The 18,754-nt window shown below is 62.6% G+C and carries 20 protein-coding genes, 1 tRNA gene and 1 pseudogene; 12 read left to right on the top strand and 10 right to left on the bottom strand.

Annotated elements, in window-relative coordinates; all coding sequences use genetic code 11:
- Positions 1-4 precede the first annotated feature (4 nt).
- Positions 5-520: a malic enzyme-like NAD(P)-binding protein gene (locus MHAR_RS01005; RefSeq protein ID WP_014585782.1), complete on the bottom strand. Its 516-nt coding sequence runs from the start codon at positions 518-520 to the stop codon at positions 5-7.
- Between MHAR_RS01005 and MHAR_RS13145 the strand changes: the two genes are divergently transcribed.
- Positions 506-736, top strand: a complete 231-nt coding sequence (locus tag MHAR_RS13145; protein WP_014585781.1) for a hypothetical protein — start codon at positions 506-508, stop codon at positions 734-736. The genes MHAR_RS01005 and MHAR_RS13145 overlap by 15 nt on opposite strands.
- Before the next feature lie 38 nt (positions 737-774).
- On the opposite strand, the gene MHAR_RS01000 is transcribed toward MHAR_RS13145, so the two are convergent.
- Entirely contained in the window at positions 775-1,323 is a 549-nt protein-coding gene (locus MHAR_RS01000; RefSeq protein WP_014585780.1) for a GNAT family N-acetyltransferase, read from the bottom strand.
- A 294-nt stretch (positions 1,324-1,617) separates the two neighbouring features.
- The gene (locus MHAR_RS00995; RefSeq protein WP_014585779.1) at positions 1,618-2,841 is read right to left on the bottom strand and encodes an NAD(P)-dependent malic enzyme; all 1,224 of its coding nucleotides are present in this window, start codon (positions 2,839-2,841) and stop codon (positions 1,618-1,620) included.
- Between the two features lie 105 nt (positions 2,842-2,946).
- Between MHAR_RS00995 and MHAR_RS13525 the strand changes: the two genes are divergently transcribed.
- The 5 genes from MHAR_RS13525 (at position 2,947) to map (ending at position 6,257) form a co-directional block, all read left to right on the top strand.
- A tRNA-Ser gene (locus MHAR_RS13525) sits at positions 2,947-3,096 on the top strand.
- Between the two features lie 98 nt (positions 3,097-3,194).
- Positions 3,195-3,341 (top strand): 50S ribosomal protein L40e, encoded by a 147-nt coding sequence (locus tag MHAR_RS12760; protein WP_081472236.1) that lies wholly within the window; start codon positions 3,195-3,197, stop codon positions 3,339-3,341.
- Positions 3,342-3,364: 23 nt separating this feature from the next.
- Positions 3,365-4,117, top strand: coding sequence for a geranylgeranylglyceryl/heptaprenylglyceryl phosphate synthase (locus tag MHAR_RS00990; RefSeq protein WP_014585778.1), 753 nt, complete (start codon positions 3,365-3,367; stop codon positions 4,115-4,117).
- A 71-nt stretch (positions 4,118-4,188) separates the two neighbouring features.
- Positions 4,189-5,343, top strand: coding sequence for a M24 family metallopeptidase (locus MHAR_RS00985; protein ID WP_014585777.1), 1,155 nt, complete (start codon positions 4,189-4,191; stop codon positions 5,341-5,343).
- Between the two features lie 32 nt (positions 5,344-5,375).
- On the top strand, positions 5,376-6,257 hold the full coding sequence (map, locus tag MHAR_RS00980; protein WP_014585776.1) for a type II methionyl aminopeptidase: 882 nt from the start codon (positions 5,376-5,378) through the stop codon (positions 6,255-6,257).
- Positions 6,258-6,265: 8 nt separating this feature from the next.
- Here the strand turns inward: map and MHAR_RS00975 are convergent, their stop codons facing one another.
- The 4 genes from MHAR_RS00975 to MHAR_RS00960 form a co-directional block, all read right to left on the bottom strand.
- Entirely contained in the window at positions 6,266-6,871 is a 606-nt protein-coding gene (locus MHAR_RS00975) for a DUF2150 family protein (RefSeq protein WP_014585775.1), read from the bottom strand.
- A gap of 9 nt (positions 6,872-6,880) precedes the next feature.
- A complete protein-coding gene (cgi121, locus tag MHAR_RS00970) occupies positions 6,881-7,366 on the bottom strand; it encodes a KEOPS complex subunit Cgi121 (protein ID WP_228369583.1) in 486 nt (161 codons plus the stop codon).
- 152 nt (positions 7,367-7,518) lie between these two features.
- On the bottom strand, positions 7,519-8,199 hold the full coding sequence (locus tag MHAR_RS00965; RefSeq protein WP_014585773.1) for a metal-dependent hydrolase: 681 nt from the start codon (positions 8,197-8,199) through the stop codon (positions 7,519-7,521).
- Between the two features lie 110 nt (positions 8,200-8,309).
- Positions 8,310-9,170, bottom strand: coding sequence for a coiled-coil protein (locus MHAR_RS00960; RefSeq protein WP_014585772.1), 861 nt, complete (start codon positions 9,168-9,170; stop codon positions 8,310-8,312).
- 478 nt (positions 9,171-9,648) lie between these two features.
- Between MHAR_RS00960 and MHAR_RS00955 the strand changes: the two genes are divergently transcribed.
- From MHAR_RS00955 to MHAR_RS00945, 3 genes are all read left to right on the top strand, one after another.
- The gene (locus MHAR_RS00955; RefSeq protein ID WP_228369582.1) at positions 9,649-10,509 is read left to right on the top strand and encodes a 4Fe-4S binding protein; all 861 of its coding nucleotides are present in this window, start codon (positions 9,649-9,651) and stop codon (positions 10,507-10,509) included.
- 378 nt (positions 10,510-10,887) lie between these two features.
- Entirely contained in the window at positions 10,888-11,799 is a 912-nt protein-coding gene (locus tag MHAR_RS00950; protein WP_014585770.1) for a hypothetical protein, read from the top strand.
- A 120-nt stretch (positions 11,800-11,919) separates the two neighbouring features.
- Entirely contained in the window at positions 11,920-12,606 is a 687-nt protein-coding gene (locus MHAR_RS00945; protein WP_014585769.1) for a 6-hydroxymethylpterin diphosphokinase MptE-like protein, read from the top strand.
- Between the two features lie 116 nt (positions 12,607-12,722).
- On the opposite strand, the gene tmk is transcribed toward MHAR_RS00945, so the two are convergent.
- Positions 12,723-13,409, bottom strand: coding sequence for a dTMP kinase (tmk, locus tag MHAR_RS00940; RefSeq protein WP_014585768.1), 687 nt, complete (start codon positions 13,407-13,409; stop codon positions 12,723-12,725).
- A 507-nt stretch (positions 13,410-13,916) separates the two neighbouring features.
- Here tmk and MHAR_RS00935 point away from each other — a divergent pair.
- Positions 13,917-14,855, top strand: a complete 939-nt coding sequence (locus MHAR_RS00935) for a manganese-dependent inorganic pyrophosphatase (protein ID WP_228369581.1) — start codon at positions 13,917-13,919, stop codon at positions 14,853-14,855.
- A gap of 27 nt (positions 14,856-14,882) precedes the next feature.
- On the opposite strand, the gene MHAR_RS00930 is transcribed toward MHAR_RS00935, so the two are convergent.
- A complete protein-coding gene (locus tag MHAR_RS00930) occupies positions 14,883-16,139 on the bottom strand; it encodes a tRNA(Ile)(2)-agmatinylcytidine synthase (protein ID WP_014585766.1) in 1,257 nt (418 codons plus the stop codon).
- 44 nt (positions 16,140-16,183) lie between these two features.
- Here MHAR_RS00930 and MHAR_RS14165 point away from each other — a divergent pair.
- Positions 16,184-17,114 (top strand): annotated as a pseudogene (locus tag MHAR_RS14165) (transcriptional regulator).
- Positions 17,115-17,194: 80 nt separating this feature from the next.
- Positions 17,195-18,163 (top strand): phosphoribulokinase, encoded by a 969-nt coding sequence (locus tag MHAR_RS00920; RefSeq protein WP_143763215.1) that lies wholly within the window; start codon positions 17,195-17,197, stop codon positions 18,161-18,163.
- Between the two features lie 15 nt (positions 18,164-18,178).
- Here the strand turns inward: MHAR_RS00920 and MHAR_RS00915 are convergent, their stop codons facing one another.
- Positions 18,179-18,679, bottom strand: coding sequence for a rubrerythrin family protein (locus MHAR_RS00915; RefSeq protein ID WP_014585762.1), 501 nt, complete (start codon positions 18,677-18,679; stop codon positions 18,179-18,181).
- Positions 18,680-18,754: the final 75 nt, after the last annotated feature.

Here is an 18,754-nt window from a genome sequence, read left to right as displayed (position 1 = left end):
CCGTCTAGCCCAATAGCCCGATCCTCTCGGCCGCCCTCGCCACCGCCTCGTCCACCCTCGGCACCACCCGCCGGTCCAGGGGCGAGGGGATTATGCACTCCTCGGAGATCGGCTCTGCGAGTCTTGCGATCGCCCTGGCTGCCGCCATCTTCATATCCTCGTTGATCTCCCGCGCCCGGACGTCCAGGGCCCCCCGGAAGATCCCGGGGAAGCCGAGGACGTTGTTCACCTGGTTGAGGAAGTCGGACCTGCCTGTGGCGATGACCCTCGCCCCGGCCTTTTTGGCCAGGTCCGGCATGATCTCGGGTACGGGGTTGGCCATGGCGAAGAGGATGGAGTCTTTGGCCATGGACCTCACCATCTCCTCGGATACGATCCCCGGGGCCGAGACCCCGACGAAGACGTCCGCGCCATCCATGGCTTCGGCGATGGAGCCGGTCTTGTCTTTGCGGTTGGTGATCCTTGCCATCTCCATCTTGGAGGAGTTGAGGTCGGAGCGGCCGGGGTGAATGACGCCCAAGCTATCGCAGAGGACGATGTCGCGGACTCCGAAGCTCATCAGGAACCTGGAGACGGCGACTTCGAGCAGCCCCTCAAGCCCTTCCAGGCGAGGGTTAAGAGGTTCATGGTCATGTCCACGAAGCGGTTCATCGCCCGGGAGCTCCGGGAGGTTTCGGGGATGCACTTCGTCGACTTCGAGGACATCAGGAGCGAGGTCCAGAAGGACGTCCTCTGACCTCACCCTCTCTTTTTCGAGGCCTTCTTTATCATGGACTATTCGTTCGTTATCCAAGGATCCAATGATTCATCAGGTCTCAGTTCCCGCGCAACATCTCTAATATTCAAGTACATCCTTCGCTTGCTGCTGGTCCAGAAGTTAAACCCGAATTTTTTATAATATTCTAACGCGTCGGTTTTGGGATCAACTGATAGATATCGACATCCTAATGGTCCCTCAAGGGCAAAACCTATTATGAGCAACAGCAAAAATTTTCCGATACCCCGTTTATGTACTCTTTTGTCTATGGCCAATCGAGCAATTAGAATGCAGGGATAGGCGGGATATTCGGAGTCCTCGACAATCTGGCTTTCATCCAGTCTGTCCTTTTTTACTCGTATTGAGTCTGCCGTTATTGTGAAAAAACCCGCGACATGGTTTTTGTAGAAACATAGATGGGTCTTGCTCAGGAGTTCTTGTTGTTCTTTTAAGGCATCATTCTTAAGAAAATCATCCAATTCTGCGTCTCCTGAATTAAAAAGCGATAGATTGTACCTGGCATTCAAAAGCTCAATGCCGAGCTCATCTTCGCTGATCGGATCCATCAGAATTTAAATTGGGTGCGATGCGATCTATAAATCCGCTTCGCTTCCCGGAATAGATCGACCTGGCTAGACGTGAACTCGGCGTTGGACTCGTTCTTTAAGAACTCATCCGCTTCTTTGCCTTCTAGAGTTAATCCTAGCTCCACGGGCTTGGCCATTGACCTTCACCTCGCACACTTAGTTGTGTTACACTATCCCATATAAAGATAATGAAGAATCACAAAACGACGCAAATCCGGGAGGCCTCAGCGTTCCTACTTTCATTTTTTTTGCCTCCCCCTCCCTCGCCGCCGTCTACCCCGATAGCCCGATCCTCTCCGCCGCCCTCCGGCCCACCTCCGCAGGATCAACCTCTAGCCTCGCGACCCCCGACTCGATCGCCGCCCTCGCCACCGCCTCCGCCACCTTCGGAACCACCCGCCGGTCGAAGGGGGAGGGGATTATCCGGTCCTCGGAGATCGGCTCCGCGAGCGTTGCGATCGCCCTCGCCGCCGCCATCTTCATCTCCTCGTTTATGTCCCTCGCCCGGACGTCCAGAGCTCCCCGGAAGATCCCGGGAAAGCCCAGGACGTTGTTCACCTGGTTGGGGAAGTCGGACCTGCCGGTGGCGATGACCCTCGCCCCGGCCTTTTTGGCCAGGTCCGGCATGATCTCGGGGACGGGGTTGGCCATGGCGAAGACGATGGAGTCTTTGGCCATGGACCTCACCATCTCCTCGGATACGATCCCCGGGGCCGAGACCCCGACGAAGACGTCGGCCCCCTCCAGGGCGCAGGCTAAGGACCCGGTCACCCCAGTGGGGTTTGTGATCTTCGCCATCTCCATCTTGGAGGGGTTCAGGTCGCCGCGGCCCTCGTGGACGACCCCCTTTCTGTCGCAGAGGATGAGGTCTTCGACGCCGAAGCTCATGAGGAAGTTGGAGACGGCGACCCCGGCCGCCCCCGCCCCGCTGGTGACGACCCGGACCTCGTCGAACCCCTTTCCGACGATCGTGAGGGCGTTGATGAGGGCGGCGGCCGTCACCACCGCGGTTCCGTGCTGGTCGTCGTGGAATATGGGGATATCCAGTTCCCGCTTCAGCCGGTCCTCGATCTCGAAGCAGCGGGGGGCGCTTATATCCTCCAGGTTGATCCCGCCGAAGACGGTGGATATCCTCTTGGTCACCTCCACCACCACCGAGGGGTCCTTTGAGTCTATGCAGATGGGGAAGGCGTCGACGTCGGCGAACTCCTTGAAGAGGATCGCTTTGCCCTCCATCACCGGCATCGCCGCCGCAGGGCCGATGTCGCCGAGGCCTAAAACCGCGGTCCCGTCGGTGACGACGGCCACCAGGTTCCCCTTGGCGGTGTAGTCGTAGATCCTATCCGGATCGTTTTCGATCTCGCGGCAGGGCTCGGCGACGCCGGGGGTGTAGGCGAGGCTCAGGTCCTCGCGGGTGCTGCAGGGCACCTTGCTCTTTATGGCTATCTTACCCCTTGATTTCCGGTGGAACTCCAGCGCATCATCTCGAAGGGCCATCCAAATCTCCCGCCGGGAATTAGCGCCCCGCCCACATAAGCCTATCCTGCTGGAGGGGGCCGGGCCAACAGATATAAACCAGAAGCTTGAAGAAGAAGCTCCGGAGCCGGGGTGGCAGAGCGGACTAATCTTCTGTCTCCAAGGGGTCTGAAGAGTCCAAACGCGGCAGGCTCGAGACCTGTTGTCCCTTCTGGGACGCTTGGGTTCAAAATGGGGGGGCGGGAAAGCCCTCCCAGGAAAATCCCAACCCCGGCGCCTGAAACCCTCCAAAAGGTTCATATCGCCGCGGTCCGTCTGGCGATATCCGTCGTCAGGGATGACGAACCGCTATAAAGATCAGAGAGGATACTTCCATGGCTCGATTTCCAGAGGCTGAAAACCGACTTCTGAACATGAAGATCTGCATGCGCTGCAACGCGCGAAACGCCGCCCGTTCAACCCGATGCCGCAAGTGCGGCTACAAGGGGCTTCGCGTCAAGTCCAAGGAGAGCAAAGGGTAGCCGGGCCGGGGGCTGAGGTCCTCATGATCGGTCCCGTAGAGGGGATGCTGGCGACGGCCGTGGAGACGGCAGGGGCTGCCCACCTCACCCTCATCGACCCCGACTCCCAGGGCCCCGAGGCCGCCGGCAGGATGGCCAAGGCGGCGGCAAAGGGGGGCACCGACGCCATCATGGTCGGGGGGTCTGTCGGCGCGGCAGGCCGCGCCCTCGAGGATACTGTGAGGTCGATCAGGGCGGAGTCCGGCCTGCCGGTGATCCTCTTCCCTAGCGGCGTCTCGGGGCTCTGTTCCAACGCCGACGCCGTCTTCTTCATGAGCCTCCTCAACTCCAGGAGCGCGAGCTACCTGATTGAGAACCAGGCCCTCGGGGCCCCGTTGGTCTATAAGTACGGCCTCGAGCCGATCCCCATGGCCTACATCATCGTCGAGCCGGGGGGGACGGTGGGCTGGGTCGGGGACGCGAAGTTGATCCCGAGAGATAAGCCCGAGCTGGCCGCGGCGTACGCCCTCGCCGGGAAGTACTTCGGCATGAGGATGGTCTATCTGGAGGCGGGGTCCGGGGCCGGGGATCCGGTGCCCCCGAAGATGGTGGCGGCGACGAAGAGGGCCATCGGCGACGCCCTCCTCATCGTCGGCGGAGGGATCCGGTCCGGGGATGCGGCCCGCCGCCTGGTGGAGGCGGGGGCCGAGATCATCGTCACCGGGACCGGGGTCGAGAGGTCCGAGGACGTCGAGGCCTTCGTCCGCGAGATCACTTCGGCGATGAAGGGCCTCTGATCAGCTCGCTTCAGGCCGCGGGCCTCCCTTTTATGGCTATCCTTTTATACTATCTCTCCTGATCCCCTCCCATGCCCCCTTCGTCTCCTCAGACGGGGAAGTTTCTCTCCGATCACGAGCTGGACGGCTTTCTCCTCCTGGGAGACGGCCGCTGCCACCTGGACATCTACTACCTATCCCGCTTTTCAGCCCCCGACAGGTTCGCCCTGCTGGCCAGGCCGTCGCTATCCATCCTCGTCTCGGGGATGGAGGCGGGCCGGGCCAGGAAGGAGTCGGTCGCCGACGAGGTGGTCAGCACCTCCGATTACGGGATCTTGGAGAAGATGGCCAGGTTCGAACGGCCTGAGGATGCCTACGTCGCGGTCCTGAAGGAGTTTCTCCGGGACCGGTCCGTCAAGAGGCTCGGGGTCTTCGGAGACTTTCCCGCGAGGATCTATCTGGACCTCGCCGGGGAGTTCGAGATATCCGTCCTGGAGAGCCCCGTCTTGGAGATGCGAGAGGTGAAGGCCGCCGAGGAGATCGAGGCGATCAGATATTCTCAGAGGGCCTGCGAGGAGGCGATGAAGGTCGCCATCGAGATGATCCGCCGCTCCCGGCCCGCCGGAGAGTTCCTCTTTTTGGAGGGGGGGCCCCTCACCTCCGAGAGGGTCAGGTCCGCCATCGAGGTCTCTCTCCTGGAGTGGGGGTGCGAGGCGGAAGGTACGATCGTGGCCGGAGGGCCGGAGGCGGCCGACCCCCACCTCGTCGGCTCTGGCCCCCTGCCGAGGGACGCCCCCATCGTCATCGACATCTTCCCCCGCTCCAAACGGACGCGATACTTCGCTGACATGACCCGGACCGTCCTCCGGGGCGAGGCAGAACCCGAGGTCCTCGAGATCTACGAGGTGGTGCTGGCGGCTCAGGTGGCGGGGATCGCGGCCGTCAGGGCGGGGGCGAGCGGAAGGATGGTCCATTCGAAGGTCTGCGAGGCCTTCGAGGAGCGGGGCTACCCGGAGCGGGAGGGTCGGGGCTTCATCCACTCTTCGGGCCACGGGGTGGGGCTTGCGGTCCACGAGAGGCCCTCCCTCTCCGAGGTGGGGAAGGCCCTCCGGGCGGAGAGCGTCGTCACCGTGGAGCCAGGCCTCTACTACCCGGAGCTCGGGGGAGTTCGGCTCGAGGATCTGCTGGTGGTGAGGGGGGGAGGGTCCGAGAACCTCACCAACTTCGAAAAGCGGCTGATCCTCTGACGAGGGCGTTTTGACGATAGGAGTATGGTTATATGGACGCTGAAGTGCTGGAAAAGTACAGGACGGCGGGAGAGATCCTGGCCCGGGTTCGGGAGGAGGCGGCCTCGATGATCGACGTCGGAGTCTCCATCCTGGAGGTGGCGGAGTTCGTAGAGGGGAAGACGCGAGCCCTCGGCGGCGAGCCCGCCTTCCCCTGCAACATCTCCAGGGACAGGGTTGCGGCCCACGACACCCCCCGGCCGGCGGACGGGGCGGTCTTCGGCGAGGAGATGGTGAAGCTGGACATCGGGGTCCACGTCGACGGCTACATCGCCGACGCCGCCGTGACGGTGGACCTCGGGGGCCATCCCGACCTCGTCGAGGCCTCGAAGGCCGGCCTTGCCGCGGCGATCGAGCTGGTGGAGCCCGGAGCGTCCACCGCCGACCTGGGGGCGGCCATCGAGGAGGCGATCCGGGGGTACGGCTACAGCTCCGTCGCGAACCTGACGGGCCACGGCCTCGGACGCTACCGGGCTCACGGGGAGCCCTCGATCCCCAACCGGGCCGTCGAGAAGGGGGTGGAGCTATCTCCGGGGGACGTAATCGCCATCGAGCCCTTTGCCACCGACGGCATCGGCCGGATATCGGAGGCGCCCCAGGTCGAGATATACTCCCTCATCGGGAAGAGGCCGATCAGGTCCCCGCCGGCGAGGGCTCTCTTAAAAGAGGTCCTGGATAGTTACTCCTCCCTCCCCTTCGCCCGGCGTTGGCTATCGGGGGAGAGGATCGATTACTCCCTCCATCAGCTCCTCAGGGCGGGGGTCCTCCACCGGTACCCCCTCCTCTGGGAGGCGGAGGGCGCCCTCGTCTCCCAGGCCGAGGAGACGGTGATCGTCCTGGATAGCGGCCGCCAGGTGACGACGAGGCCGGGGTGAAGGTCCGGTCAGGCGTCCTCGCCGTCGTCCTCGGAGCCGTCGTCCTCCTTGTAGCTGTCGTCCCCGACCTGGGCGGCGGAGATGGCGTCGATGCCGTCCAGGAGCTCCGCCGTCATGCAGTAGGGAAGCTCTGCGAAGGCCTCCTCGGGGACCGCCTCCCCTCCGATCACCCTCGCCCCGATGTCGCTCAGGATCCCCAGGGCCTCCTCCATCCTCCCCGCCTCCTCGGCGGTGGCTGCCTTCCTCACCATATCCGCCAGGGGGGTCTTCTGGTCGTAGCCGCCATCGATGTACCTCTGGCTCGCCAGGAAGACCGCCGAGAGGGAGGCGTTCAAGGACTCCAGCATCAGGGTCGCGTCCTCCCCCAGGGAGTCGTCCCTCTCGGAGACGATCTCCCTGATCTCGTCGATGGTGGAGATCGCCTCCTCTTTAGTTATGGTGCCGTGTTCGCATCGCGCGATGACCTTGAGGCAGGCCAGGACCACATCGTCCATGGCGTAGACGAAGACCGCCGCCGACGGGTCCTCCTCCGACTCCTGGAGGGTGAACCCGCTCTCCTTTATCTTGTTGATCCAGTTCTGCCATCGGCCTCGGGTGTAGAACTCTTCTTTCATAAGATCCTCTCATCGGTAAGCGTCTATTAGGGCCACCCGTTCCAGGACGAGGTCGGGGATCCTCTCCTCCCCCGCGGCCTCGATCTCCAGGTCCCCGATATCGAAGGCCTCCCTGACGGCCGCCTCGCTCCAGCGGGGCCCTTCGCCGTCGAGCTCCAGGATATCGGAGATATCCGGAGGGGTGCCCATGACTATCAGGGCGACGCGCTCCGTCGCCTCCGATACCCCCATGGAGAGCGCCCGCTCGATCTGTCTCTGGCCCGATGCGTAGCGGAGGATCTCCAGCCCCAGGTCTTTGGCCACGTTCCTCCTCTCGGTGAAGGCCCGCACCGCCTTCTCGGCGGCGAAGGCGGCGTGGCGTTCGCCGACCACGAGGGAGGCGTCCATCGCCTGGATGATGCAGCCTCGGCCCTCCCCAGCCTCCCTCAACGCCGCAAGAAACTTCCCCGTCCCCTTCATCTTAGGCCTTCCAAAGAGCAGGCGCAGATCGCTCATCGACGGTTGGTTCGGCGACGGAGTTTAAAAGTTTGCGGTCGCCCCGGGGGGGCAGGATCGGCAGGATGGCAGGGAGGGCCAGGAGAAGGAAGCGGAAATATAAAAATATATTAATATAAAAACGAACTCCCGCCTCCAGCCCCCCCGGGGCTTCAGCACTCTACGCAGTCGCCAGCCTCGACGATCACGACCTCGGAATCGCATAGAGTCTCCACCAGATCTCGGAACTCGGCAGGGTCCTGGCTTATCCGGGGCCAGGTGTTGTAGTGCATCGGGATGACCAGGTGGGGCCTTATCCAGCTCGCGGCGATCGCCGCCTCCCTCGGCCCCATGGTGTACCTCCCCCCGATCGGCAGGAGCGCCACCTCGGGGCGGAGGAGGTCTCCGATGAGCCTCATGTCGCCGAAGAGGGCGGTATCCCCGGCGTGGTAGACCCGGACCCCGTCGTCGATCACAAACCCTGCCGCCTCGCCGCCGCAAGCAGGCGGGTCGGTGACGGTGATCCCGGAGGAGTGGACCGCCCTCGTCATGGTGAAGGAGACGTCGGCGATCCGGAGGGTCCCCCCGATGTTCATCCCCTCCGATCGAACCCCCCGGCGGTCCAAAAACCTCGCCACCTCGGAGACGGCCAGGACCGGGGAGCCGGTCCGGCGGGCGATCTCCTCGGCGTCCCCTAGGTGATCGGCGTGGCCGTGGGTGACGGCGATTGCGTCCGGGTCGAGCTCCTCGGGGGACGCCGGAGCGGCGGGGTTTCCCCGGAGGTAGGGGTCGATGAGGACCCTCATCGTCTCGACGAGTTCAAAGCAAGAATGAGAAAGCCAGGTTATCTTCATCTCCGTCCACCTGGGGCCGTCGTCGCCCGATCGCCGAAGGGCGACACGGAAATATGCAGGGTTTTTGGGGGGCCTGGGCCCCCCCCGCAATGCTGCCCTCTTATGCTGGATTAAACCAGACCTGAACGCTGGAGTCTCAGGAGGTCGGCGGTGTCCAGCTTCTCTCCCTGCCGGAACTGGGTGAGGATCTCCTCGGCCTCCTTCCTGACCTCGGCCTTCACCTTGTCCTCCCTCTTCTCCCGGTTCTTCTTTCGGAGACCCGTGATGATCTTGTCGAAATCACGTATCTCTCTCTGAGTCCTGATGAACTCTCGGTGCTGCTTGTCGGCCGCCTCCTGGGCCTTGACGAACTCCCGGTGGGCTGCGTCGGCGGCGGCCCTCACCTGGTCGGCCTCTTTGAAGGTGGCGATCATCTTGTCGTGATATTCCTGGGCGAGCTCCGCGGACTTGGTGACGAGATCGTGGTACTCGGAGGCCTGGTCCCTCAGCTTCTGGGCCTCGTCCAAGAGGTCTCTCAAGACCTCGTTCTTCTCCATCTGCTCCTTCCTCGTCTTGAACTCGGCTCGGAGGGCGGAGATCTTCTCGACCAGCTGCTTTTCCTTGTCGGGGCTGAGAACCTCGGTCTGCTGTTTGAACTCCATGTGGTCTATCTCTCGGCGCAGACCCCGGATCGATCGATCGCCGGTGAGGTTGTGCTTCTTCCTGATCTCGTCTATCTGAGCGTAAAAGTCGTTGGTCTTCTCGTTGTACTCGTCCCGCTTCAGTTTGGCCTCAGCCACGTTCTTGTTGTACTCGTCACGGAGCGTCTTGAGCTCTTGGGCTTGGTCTATGAGCTCTTTGGTCTTCTTGTTCAGTTCGTTCCGCTCCGCGGCCCACTTGCTCGCCTCAGCGTTCAATTGGCTGCGACTTTCCTTATAATCGACGGCCTGTTGCTTCAGCCGGGCCTTCTTTTCTTCCAGTTCTGCCAGCATCCCCCTTTTATCCTCCTTTTCCAGCTCATGGGCTGGTATTACGCCTTTCCCTACGGCACTCTCCAGCGCGGGGCACCATAAACTTTACATGCTCCCTCGATCGACCTCTCCTGGTGGAGATCCGAATAAAATATCGACTTTCGCTTTTATCTTATCATCATCTCAGCCGGGCTCTGGGCGGAGGTCAAAATGCCGCCACCTTCGAGCTCCATGGAACCAAAATATAGCTTGTTCCCAAGATCGACGTCGATGGGCATGTGGCAATTTTCTAATTTACCCCTTACGTATTAACCTTTTGGTCCGAACCGCCTCCCTCGGGCGGTGGAGCCTCTTCCCCCCACCGCGGCCGCTACCCCGTCCGCAAGGTGGTGGGCTTCCTCTCGGGGGAGAGACGATCATACCTATGTCGCCTTTTTCCCGACCACAATTTACAAGTCCACCGGGATCGATGGTTCGAGATATGAATGGAGGAGTCGCTTTGAAGCCGGAGATTTACAAAGGGATGCCTGCGGTATTCAAGAGGAAGGACGGGAAGTTCGAGATAAAGATCCTGGTGACCGGGGGGATGCTCTCCCCCGGGCAGGTGAGGCGGATCGGAGAGGTCGCCGAGAAGTACGGCGGCGAGGTTCACATAACCGTGCGGCAGGAGCTCTCCATCCTGGGGGTCCCCGAGGAGCGGCTCGACCTCGCCCTCCAGGATCTCGCGGAGGCGGGGCTCGCCCCGGGATCGGCGGGGATGACCTTCAGGAACGTCGTCTCCTGCCTTGGGTCCGACTACTGCTTCAAGGCCGCGGCTGAGACGACCTCCCTGGCGAAGGAGGTCGCGGAGGCTTTTACCGGGGAGAAGACCCCCGGCCCTCTGAAGGTCGGGATCGGAGGGTGTCCCTTCCCCTGCACCAGGCCCCAGTTCAACGAGATAGGGATCATGGGTCGGGTGCGGCCGGAGATGGACACCGAGAAGTGCACCGGGTGTGAGAGGTGCGTTGCGGTCTGCAAGGTGGGAGCTGCCTCCGTCGTCGACGGCAAGGCGGTCATAGATTACGACAAGTGCATCATGTGCGGCCGATGCGTAGTGAACTGTCCCGGGGGGGCCCGGTACTCCGCCGAGGACGGCTACATGCTCTTCGTCGGGGGTCGCGGAAGCTGGCCCCCCTTCGAGGGTTGGATCCTCCGCGACTTCGTCGGCAGGGAGGAGATCCTCCCCCTCATAGGGCGGATCCTGGAGGTCTACGGGGCTGGCGCCAAGCCCGGAATGAGGCTTCGTGAGTTCATCAAGACGATCGGGTTTGAGGAGTTTCGGCGGCGGGTAGCCTCCGCCGATGCCGATCAGGGCCGATGAGGAGACTCCCGCCTCCCTCAGGCCCTCGTCCCCTTCGGATCTCTATTCGTAAACCTGAGGTCTGAAATTTCCCCCTCTTAGCCGGATACCTCTGACATTCTCTTTCGATCCATCAGGTTCCGAACGCCGAAGAAATCCTGCCGCAGCCCCTTCCCAGGGTATAATGCAATCAACAGATTAAAATAGGTGGGTGGCATTAGTTTCTTGCAAGTCTCTACCGAGCTTAATTTAGACGGAGGGAGTGATCTGAAAAAAGTTACATTCGCTATACTCGCCCTATCGCTGCTGATGGGGATGGCGTCTGCAGGACCGTGTGAGTCGGGGTATTGTGGTCCCGCATGCGGATATCCGGATGATAAATGCTCACTGGATCCAGCAATGTGCGGCAAGGGCACCACATCCCGCAATGTCACCTTCGACTTCGATCAGAGCGTCCAGGGCAGCGGCTACTTCATGACCTACAGGTACATCCAGCTCGACTCCCCGGGGACGGATTGGGGTCCGAACGCCGGCCAGAAGGGACCGATGTACAAGGACTACGCCCACGGGAGCGGCACCATAGACAACGAGATCACCATCTGTGCAGAGGAGATCGAATACACCAGGCCAGTCGGCTGCTATAGGGAGTGGGAGGCCTACTCCTGCATCTCGGCGAGGGAGGACAACTCCATGGTCTACTCCCCGATGACCATGTCCTACGGGAACGGCTACTACGCCAAAAACCCGATCCGGTACGACTCCCTCCTGAAGGAGAAGACGGTCATAAAGAACTACAGGCCCGCCACCATGATGCACCACCAGGTCGAGTACGCTAAGGCGATCGACAAGGAGATCGACATCATCGTCAAGGACAAGCAGTACGTCTACGAAGATCCGGTCTACCAGGGCGTCGGCTACACCACCATGAGGATCAACGAGGATGTCACCGACGGTATGGTGGACATCGGCGTCCTCCAGGGCGAGCCGGCCTCGATGGAGCATCCCGGCTACTGGTATCCAGCTACCTCCAAGTGGGTCAAGCCGATGATCGAGATCGATGAGCACTACGTCGGAACCTTCCACATCGAGAAGAACATGTCCATCGACGTCCCCTATAAGCATGAAAGAACGCCGAAGGACTGGCTCAGCTGCTGCATAGGTGGATGCCCCGATCCGTGCGAAGTGGGAACCCCCTATAACCCCTGCGAGGAGTGCATGGATATGACCCCCGCCGCCAACAAGACGTCGGCCGGGTCGGTCTTTGCCTCTGCGTACACCCCCACCACCAGCGGTGGATGCTGCGGCAACTGAAGGGGAAGATCCTTCCCCCCCTCTTTTCTTCTTTTTGATCAGGTCGGGTCATTCGTCTCAATTGCCGATTCTATCGCCCCGGCCGAAAAGGCTTAACCGTCCCCGGAGGATGGCGTTACCATGCAGTTCTCGGAGTGGGTGCCGATCTACGCGGAGATCCTGGCGGATTTCGGCTTCACCAGGGAGGAGGACGAGGGGGCGGCCCTGCTCCTCCAGAGCCTCCTTCTGGGCCGCGAGGGCGACCTCTCCATAAAGGAGCTCGCCTCGATGATCCGCGGGAGGAAGGTCCTGGTCTGCGGGAACGGGCCGAGCCTCCCCCGAGGGCTGGCGGAGGCCCTGGGAGGAGGAGAAGGGTCGCCGGAGCCGTTGAAGCGGAGCGATCTCGTCATCATAGCCGCCGACGGGGCGACGACCCCTATCCTCGCGGCCGGGGCCCTCCCGGACGTCATCGTCACCGACCTCGACGGCTTTCTCCCCGACATCCTCGCCTCAAACCGCCGGGGCTCGGCGGCGGTGGTCCATGCCCACGGGGACAACCTGGCGGCCCTGAAAGAGTATGTCCCGAGGCTCACCAGAGTCCTCGCCACCACCCAGTCGCGCCCCCTGGAGGGGGTATACAACTTCGGCGGCTTCACCGACGGGGATCGGGCGGTCTTCCTCGCCCGACGGTTCGGGGCCGGGGAGATCCATCTCGTGGGATTCGACTTCGACGACCCCACCGTTACGGCGAAGAAGAAGAAGAAGCTGGCTTGGGCGAGGCGGCTGGTGGCGATGGCCCTGGAGGGCAGGCCGGATCCCGCCGATTAGGTGGCGAGAGCCCCATTTCTCTCCGGCACCTTGGGCCTTCCCCCGTCTTTGTGGGCCGTCGCCGGCTCCTGGAAGGCTTATCGGAGTCCCCCCCGATCTTATTGGCCTTCCGGCCCTCAGCCTTCGGCGAGGACCTCGGCGAGGGCCTCAACCGTCTCGGCGAGGACCTCGGCGATGGGGCGGGAGGCGTCGATGACGACGAACCTCCGGGGCTCCAGCCGGGCCAGGGTCTTGAAGTTCTCTGCCACTAGCCGGAGGAACTCCTCCCGCTCGAACTTCTCGGGCCCCTTCGGCGCCGAGGGGTCGGCCTCCCCCCGGGAGAGGCACCTCTCCACCGCCAGGGCGGGGTCGATGGAGAAGAGGATCGTCCTATCGGGGACGACGCTCCAGGGGCGGTGGAGCTCTCGCACCCGCTCCATAGGGTCAGAGAAGACCTCCCGGAGGGTGGCGCCCTGGTAGGCAGCCCGGGAGTCGGAGTACCGGTCGGATACCACGACCATCCCCCCCTCCAAGGCGGGGATCACCGTCTCCGCCAGGTGGCGGGCGTGGTCGGCCATGAAGAGGAAGAGCTCCTCCATCTGCCCCGCCCTCATCGCCGCCGCCCCGCCGCCCTCGGCCGCTGGACCCCTCAGCCTCTCTCGCAGAAGCCGCCCCTCATCTCCATAAGTCGGCTCGGCGGTGAAGAGAAATCGCCTCCCTTCCACGGCCAGCTCCCCTTCTGATGCCATGCGGGCGACGCCGGCGAGGGCCGTCGACTTGCCGCTTCCGTCTATCCCCTCGAAGGTGATCAGAATTCCCCTCATAATCAGCGTCTTCCATCAAGGGGTGCTGATATTTAAGGATGGGGAAGATCCCGGGATAAGTCCCTCGTAAGAAAAATCGAAGAATTACGCCAGAAGGCGACTCTACGCCCATGGATGTGGAGATGTCGCCCGATGCCTGCTAACTCTGAGGCCTCATCCTTTGGAAGATCCGCAAGTCGGCTCAGTGACCCTCGCAGCGGGCTTTCTGTACCGCATCTGGGTTGTCTTGAGGTCATCGTCAGACGATAGTCAGTATCTCCCCCAAGGACCTATCAACGCGGCTTTTCGTGTCGCTCCCCCTTTGCGCCGGCAGTCACGGCGACGGCGGATGCCTCAGCTCCTGCCAGTCCTCTGAGGGGAACCCTCGATATATAAGCAAAGTACTATATAAAGATGCCTGCCTCCCTCGATCCCGGCTCCCCCTCCCCCGGGGTTGTAACATAATTTCGAGATAAACGCCTCGTGGCAAAGGTTTAAGTCGAAGTCGCGCGTTGATTATCTTCGGAGGTGTTTCATCTGGCTGATAACGTCTACGTGGTTGGCCACAAAAGTCCAGACACTGACTCTGTAGCTGCGGCTATATCCTACGCGAACCTGAAGAACCAGCTCGGAACTCCGGAGATATACGTGCCGGCGGCGGCGGGAACGATCAACAGCGAGACGAAGTTCGTCCTCGACCACTTCAGCGTCCCGGTGCCGGAGACGATCACCGACGGCAAGGGGAAGAAGATCGTCCTGGTAGACCACAACGAGGTCGGACAGGCGGTGGAGAACATCAAGGAGGCGACGATCTTCGAGGTCATAGACCACCACAAGATCGGCGACATCACGACCCCTAACCCCATCTTCTTCCACAACGAGCCCGTCGGGAGCACCGCGACGATAGTCTCGGCGATGTACGACCAGTACAAGGTCCCCATCTCCAAGGAGATGGCGGGAGTGATGATGTCTGCCATCCTCAGCGACACCGTCCTCTTCAAGTCCCCCACCTGCACCCCCAAGGACAAGGATGAGGTGGCGAAGCTCGCCAAGATCACCGGCGAGGACTTCCAGCAGTATGGGATCGCGATGCTCACCGCGAAGAGCGACATCTCCTCCAAGACCGCCATGGAGATCGTGAAGGGCGACTACAAGCACTTCGACTTCGCCGGGACGAAGGCCGGAGTCGGCCAGATCGAGGTGATGGACCTCTCGGTCCTCGTCCCCAGGAAGAAGGAGATCCTGGAGACGATGGAGAAGGTGAGGAAGGACGAGGGGCTCAGCTTCGTCCTGATCATGCTCACCGATGTGATGAAGGAGGCGAGCGACCTCCTCTTCGTCGGATCCCCCGTCGATAAGTTCGAGAAGGCCTTCGAAGGGAAGATGGAGAACAACGCCATCTACAAGAAGGGGGTCTTGTCGAGGAAGAAGCAGGTCATACCGCCCCTGGAAGCGGCCTTCAAGTGAGGGCAGGCTTCCGCCATTTTTATATTTTCATCTGCTCGGATGAACCCGCGCCTCCCTCATCCTCACCAGGGGCTTCGATAGGTGCCTCCTGGCAGAAGGAGGAACCTCGTAGAACCCGAGTTCGATCTCTCTATGGATCGGAGCCTCCACCTTCCCCCCGGCCCTGGTCCTGCACCTCCTGCACCGGTAACCTTGACCCCGCCCTGCCGACTTCATCCGCCGTCTGCAGGAGGGGCAGAGGGGCGCCGTCGGGGCCTTCACCTCGGCGAGGGCCACCACCTCCATCTTCTCGAGGTTCAGGGTCCCCCTCTTGACGGCGCCGTAGACCTCGATCAGATCTCCGGGGAGGAGGGCCCTCACTCGATCCCTGAAGTTCTTCGTCGGCTCGAAGGCGGCGCAGTTGATGGCGCTATTGCCGTCCTCGGCCTCCAGGGGGAAGAAGATGTGCCCCCCCTCGATCGGCTTCGCACCCCCGGCGACCACGCCCCGGAGGCGATAGCTCCCGTCCTCGGCGGCCTCCGAGATCTTGCAAGGTAGGATGTGGGCGTCGGTACCCTGGTTTGTCCTGTAGATGACCGCCCTCTCGTATGCCTCCGATCCGATCGCCTCCAGGGCCTCCCTGAGGGGCTCCGGCCCCTCCCCCCGGATCCCGAAGAGGACGGGGTCCCCGGAGTGGGGGGCGAATACCACCTTTTGGTTGTGGTGGTCGACGGTGTCCCAGGTCCGCGGGTAGGTCAGCTCGTCGGCCCTCCAGACCGACGCCTCGTCGATCTCCCGGGGGGTGCCCCACCGCTCGGGCCGCCTGTAGGCGAGGAGCTCATAGGTCCAGTCGGAGAACTCCGCCCCGACGGCGGCGAGGGCCCCGATCAGCCCCCGGCGGTTCTTGAAGGCCCGGGACCAGAGGCCGTAGGCCTCGATGATCTCTTCCGCCTCGCCGACCTCCAGAACCTCGAAGAGCGCCCTCCGGTAGAAGGAGGAGAGATCCGCCGACACCTCCTCCGCCACCACCAGGCCGGGGTTGGTATTGGGGCCCGAGAAGTCGGAGAGCTCCAGGACGGTCTGGAGGGCGACCTCCTTCGCCTCCTCCGGCTGGTCGGTCTCCAGGGAGAAGGCGACGGCGGCGTTCCCCCTCGTCTTGAACTTGACGGCAGGGTTGAGCCTCACGAGCCTGGGGGGCCCCCGGACCTCACCGATCTCCCCGAGCCTCGCCATCATCGTGGCGGCGAGGTAGGTGGTGCAGAGGCCGTATTCTGAATCGGTATCGTCTACGCCTATGGTGATCATGATGGTGAACCTTAAATAACGGCTGAGCCCAAAGATATACGACGATGAATAAGGAGTTTCTGACCGACCAAGTCAGCAATCTTCTGTTTAGGGCGGGATTCTCCGTCTCCGACCGGTGTTACGTCAGGCCCAGGAGCTTCGACCTCGCTGCCAGACGGGGGGGCGTCCTCCTTATTCTCAAGATCCTCTCCAACATCGACGGCCTCAACGAGAAGACCGCGGTGGAGATTCGCCGCCTCGCCAGATACCTTTCGGGAAACCCCCTCCTCGTCGGGGAGAAGACGAGGGACCACGGCCTGGAGGGGGGGGTGGTCTACTTCAGGTACGGGGTTCCCACCGTCAGCTTCAGCACCCTCGCCGACTGGATCGTCGAGGATATCCCCCCCCCTCGTCTACGCCGCCCACGGGGGGCTCTACGTCAAGATCGACGGCCGCCTCCTGAGGAAGCTCAGGCTGGATAGCGGCAAATCCCTGGGGGCCCTCGCCTCGGAGCTATCCGTCTCCCGGAGGACGGTCAGCAAGTACGAGATCGAGAGCATGGACACCACCATCGATGTCGCCATCAAGCTCGAGGAGCTCTTCGGCCAGGAGCTGATAAAGCCCGTCGAGATCCTGGAGCCCGCCGCCCCCGTCTCCAGAGAGGGGGGGCGGATCGATGACAAGGTCCTCAGCCACCTCGCCGATATCGGCTTCGACGTCTTCCCCACCGCCCAGTCCCCCTTCAACGCCATCACCCAGAAGGAGGATCTGGTCGTCCTCACCGGCGTCGGCAAGTTCTCGTCGACGATGCTGAAGAAGGCCCGGCTGATGAGCAGCCTCTCCATCGTCACCAAGACCTTCTCGGCGGTGATCGTCGACGGCGAGTCGAAGGTGGAGCGGGTGGAGGAGACGGCGGTGATCGAGAGCCGGGAGCTGGAGCGGATCGGCAAGACGAGCGAGTTTGCAGACCTCATGTCGGAGAAGCAGGATAAATGACTATTCCTTATCTCCCCATCCTCCCATGGACCCCCGGTCCGGGATCACCGTTGGATGGGATCTCATGATGGGTGATTTTTGTGGCGTCCAGTTTGGCTGAGAGGCTGAAGGGGTCAGGCCGGGTCTTCGTGGTAGCGGTGGCGGGGGACAGCGGCTCCGGAAAGACCACCCTATCCCGGGGTATCCGGAGGCTCCTCGGCGAGGAGGCGGTCTCCACCTTCAGCATGGACGACTACCACAGCCTCGACCGGGAGGAGCGGCGGGTCCGGGGGATGACCCCCCTGAACCCGGAGGCGAACCGCCTCGACCTCCTCGCCGAGCACCTCCGGTCCTTGCGGTTGGGCGAGACTATCGCAAAGCCCGTCTACGACCACTCGGTGGGAGAATTTCGGGAACCCGTCCCCTTCCGGTCGGGGCCAGTCCTGATCCTCGAGGGGCTCCACCCTCTTTACACCCAGAAGCTCCGGCGGGAGGTCGACTTTGGGATCTTCGTCGACCCGAGCCGGGCGGTGAAGAGGCGGTGGAAGATCCGGAGGGACTGCGGCGATAGGGGCTACCAGCGGGATCTGGTGATGGCCGAGATCCTCGCCCGGGAGCCGGACTACAAGCTCTACGTCGACGTCCAGAAGGTCTACGCCGAGGCGGTCGTCAAGATCGACGATACGCGGCTTGGGGCGCCATCCTTCTTGGAGGACCCCGGCGAGAGGTACTCCGTCAGGCTGATCCAGGAGGTTCTGGAGGCCGGGCCGTCGGCGGTGGACCTGAAAATCGACCTCTCCGCCCTCTTCAGCCTCCCTGATGGGGAGTTCTCCATATCCTTCCAGAGGGACGACTACTACGGCAAGAGGGTGAGCGTCCTGACCGTCGACGGCGAGCTCCACCGCTCGATGGTGGAGGGGGTGGAGGCGAAGCTCAAGAGCCTCGCCGGCTCGACGGCGCCGATCTGCGACCGGGCCGGAGGCGACCGGGTCACCTCCACCGGGATGGCTCAGCTCCTCCTCTCCTGGCGGCTCCTGGAGAAGCTTCAGCTCCATCTGGATAAGGCTTAGAGACCGCCGGCCGCCTCAGTCGATCCTCCTGAACCTATCCCCCTTGACGCCGCAGACAGGACACCTCTCGGGAGGCTCCCGCTCCGCCGTCATGCCGCAGACGGGACAGACGTAGTAGGGGAAGCTCTCCCCCTTCCGGGGCTCGAGGCTCTCCATCATCTCGTGGTAGAGCCGCGCGTGGATCTCCTCGACGTCGTTGGCGTATCGGAACGCCCTCTCGGCGGCCCGGTCTCCTTCGGCCTGGGCGGCTCCGATCATCCCGGGGTACATCTCCTTGAACTCGTGGGTCTCTCCCGCGATCGCCTCCCTCAGGTTCTCCTTCGTCGTCTTGACGGCGTTCATCGCCCGGAGGTGATTTATTGCATGGACCGCCTCCGCCTCGGCGGCGGCGCGAAAGAGCCTGGCTGCCTGGGGGTAGCCCTCCTGGTCCGCCTTCTCGGCGAAGGCGAGGTACTTGCGGTTCGCCTGGGCCTCCCCGGCGAAGGCCTCCTTCAGGGCATCTTCTGAGTCGGACATGTCGGAGGTTTATCGAGCTGATTTGATAAAAAGAGATTGGAAGGTCCCCTCCCCAGGCTCCTTATCAGGTTAAAT

Origin of the sequence: Methanothrix harundinacea 6Ac (genome assembly GCF_000235565.1) — an archaeon.
GTDB lineage: Archaea > Halobacteriota > Methanosarcinia > Methanotrichales > Methanotrichaceae > Methanocrinis > Methanocrinis harundinaceus.
The sequence above is the reverse complement of the archived record's forward strand: the minus strand, read 5'-3'. Positions and strand labels throughout refer to the sequence as shown.

What these genes read in the sequence shown, in the direction of transcription:
- MHAR_RS01000 (WP_014585780.1), bottom strand. Translation starts at nt 1,323, where the DNA reads ATGGATCCGATCAGCGAAGATGAGCTCGGCATTGAGCTTTTGAATGCC.
- MHAR_RS00995 (WP_014585779.1), bottom strand. Translation starts at nt 2,841, where the DNA reads ATGGCCCTTCGAGATGATGCGCTGGAGTTCCACCGGAAATCAAGGGGT.
- MHAR_RS12760 (WP_081472236.1), top strand. Translation starts at nt 3,195, where the DNA reads ATGGCTCGATTTCCAGAGGCTGAAAACCGACTTCTGAACATGAAGATC.
- MHAR_RS00990 (WP_014585778.1), top strand. Translation starts at nt 3,365, where the DNA reads ATGATCGGTCCCGTAGAGGGGATGCTGGCGACGGCCGTGGAGACGGCA.
- MHAR_RS00985 (WP_014585777.1), top strand. Translation starts at nt 4,189, where the DNA reads ATGCCCCCTTCGTCTCCTCAGACGGGGAAGTTTCTCTCCGATCACGAG.
- map (WP_014585776.1), top strand. Translation starts at nt 5,376, where the DNA reads ATGGACGCTGAAGTGCTGGAAAAGTACAGGACGGCGGGAGAGATCCTG.
- MHAR_RS00975 (WP_014585775.1), bottom strand. Translation starts at nt 6,871, where the DNA reads ATGAAAGAAGAGTTCTACACCCGAGGCCGATGGCAGAACTGGATCAAC.
- cgi121 (WP_228369583.1), bottom strand. Translation starts at nt 7,366, where the DNA reads ATGAGCGATCTGCGCCTGCTCTTTGGAAGGCCTAAGATGAAGGGGACG.
- MHAR_RS00965 (WP_014585773.1), bottom strand. Translation starts at nt 8,199, where the DNA reads ATGAAGATAACCTGGCTTTCTCATTCTTGCTTTGAACTCGTCGAGACG.
- MHAR_RS00960 (WP_014585772.1), bottom strand. Translation starts at nt 9,170, where the DNA reads ATGCTGGCAGAACTGGAAGAAAAGAAGGCCCGGCTGAAGCAACAGGCC.
- MHAR_RS00950 (WP_014585770.1), top strand. Translation starts at nt 10,888, where the DNA reads ATGTGCGGCAAGGGCACCACATCCCGCAATGTCACCTTCGACTTCGAT.
- MHAR_RS00945 (WP_014585769.1), top strand. Translation starts at nt 11,920, where the DNA reads ATGCAGTTCTCGGAGTGGGTGCCGATCTACGCGGAGATCCTGGCGGAT.
- tmk (WP_014585768.1), bottom strand. Translation starts at nt 13,409, where the DNA reads ATGAGGGGAATTCTGATCACCTTCGAGGGGATAGACGGAAGCGGCAAG.
- MHAR_RS00930 (WP_014585766.1), bottom strand. Translation starts at nt 16,139, where the DNA reads ATGATCACCATAGGCGTAGACGATACCGATTCAGAATACGGCCTCTGC.
- MHAR_RS00915 (WP_014585762.1), bottom strand. Translation starts at nt 18,679, where the DNA reads ATGTCCGACTCAGAAGATGCCCTGAAGGAGGCCTTCGCCGGGGAGGCC.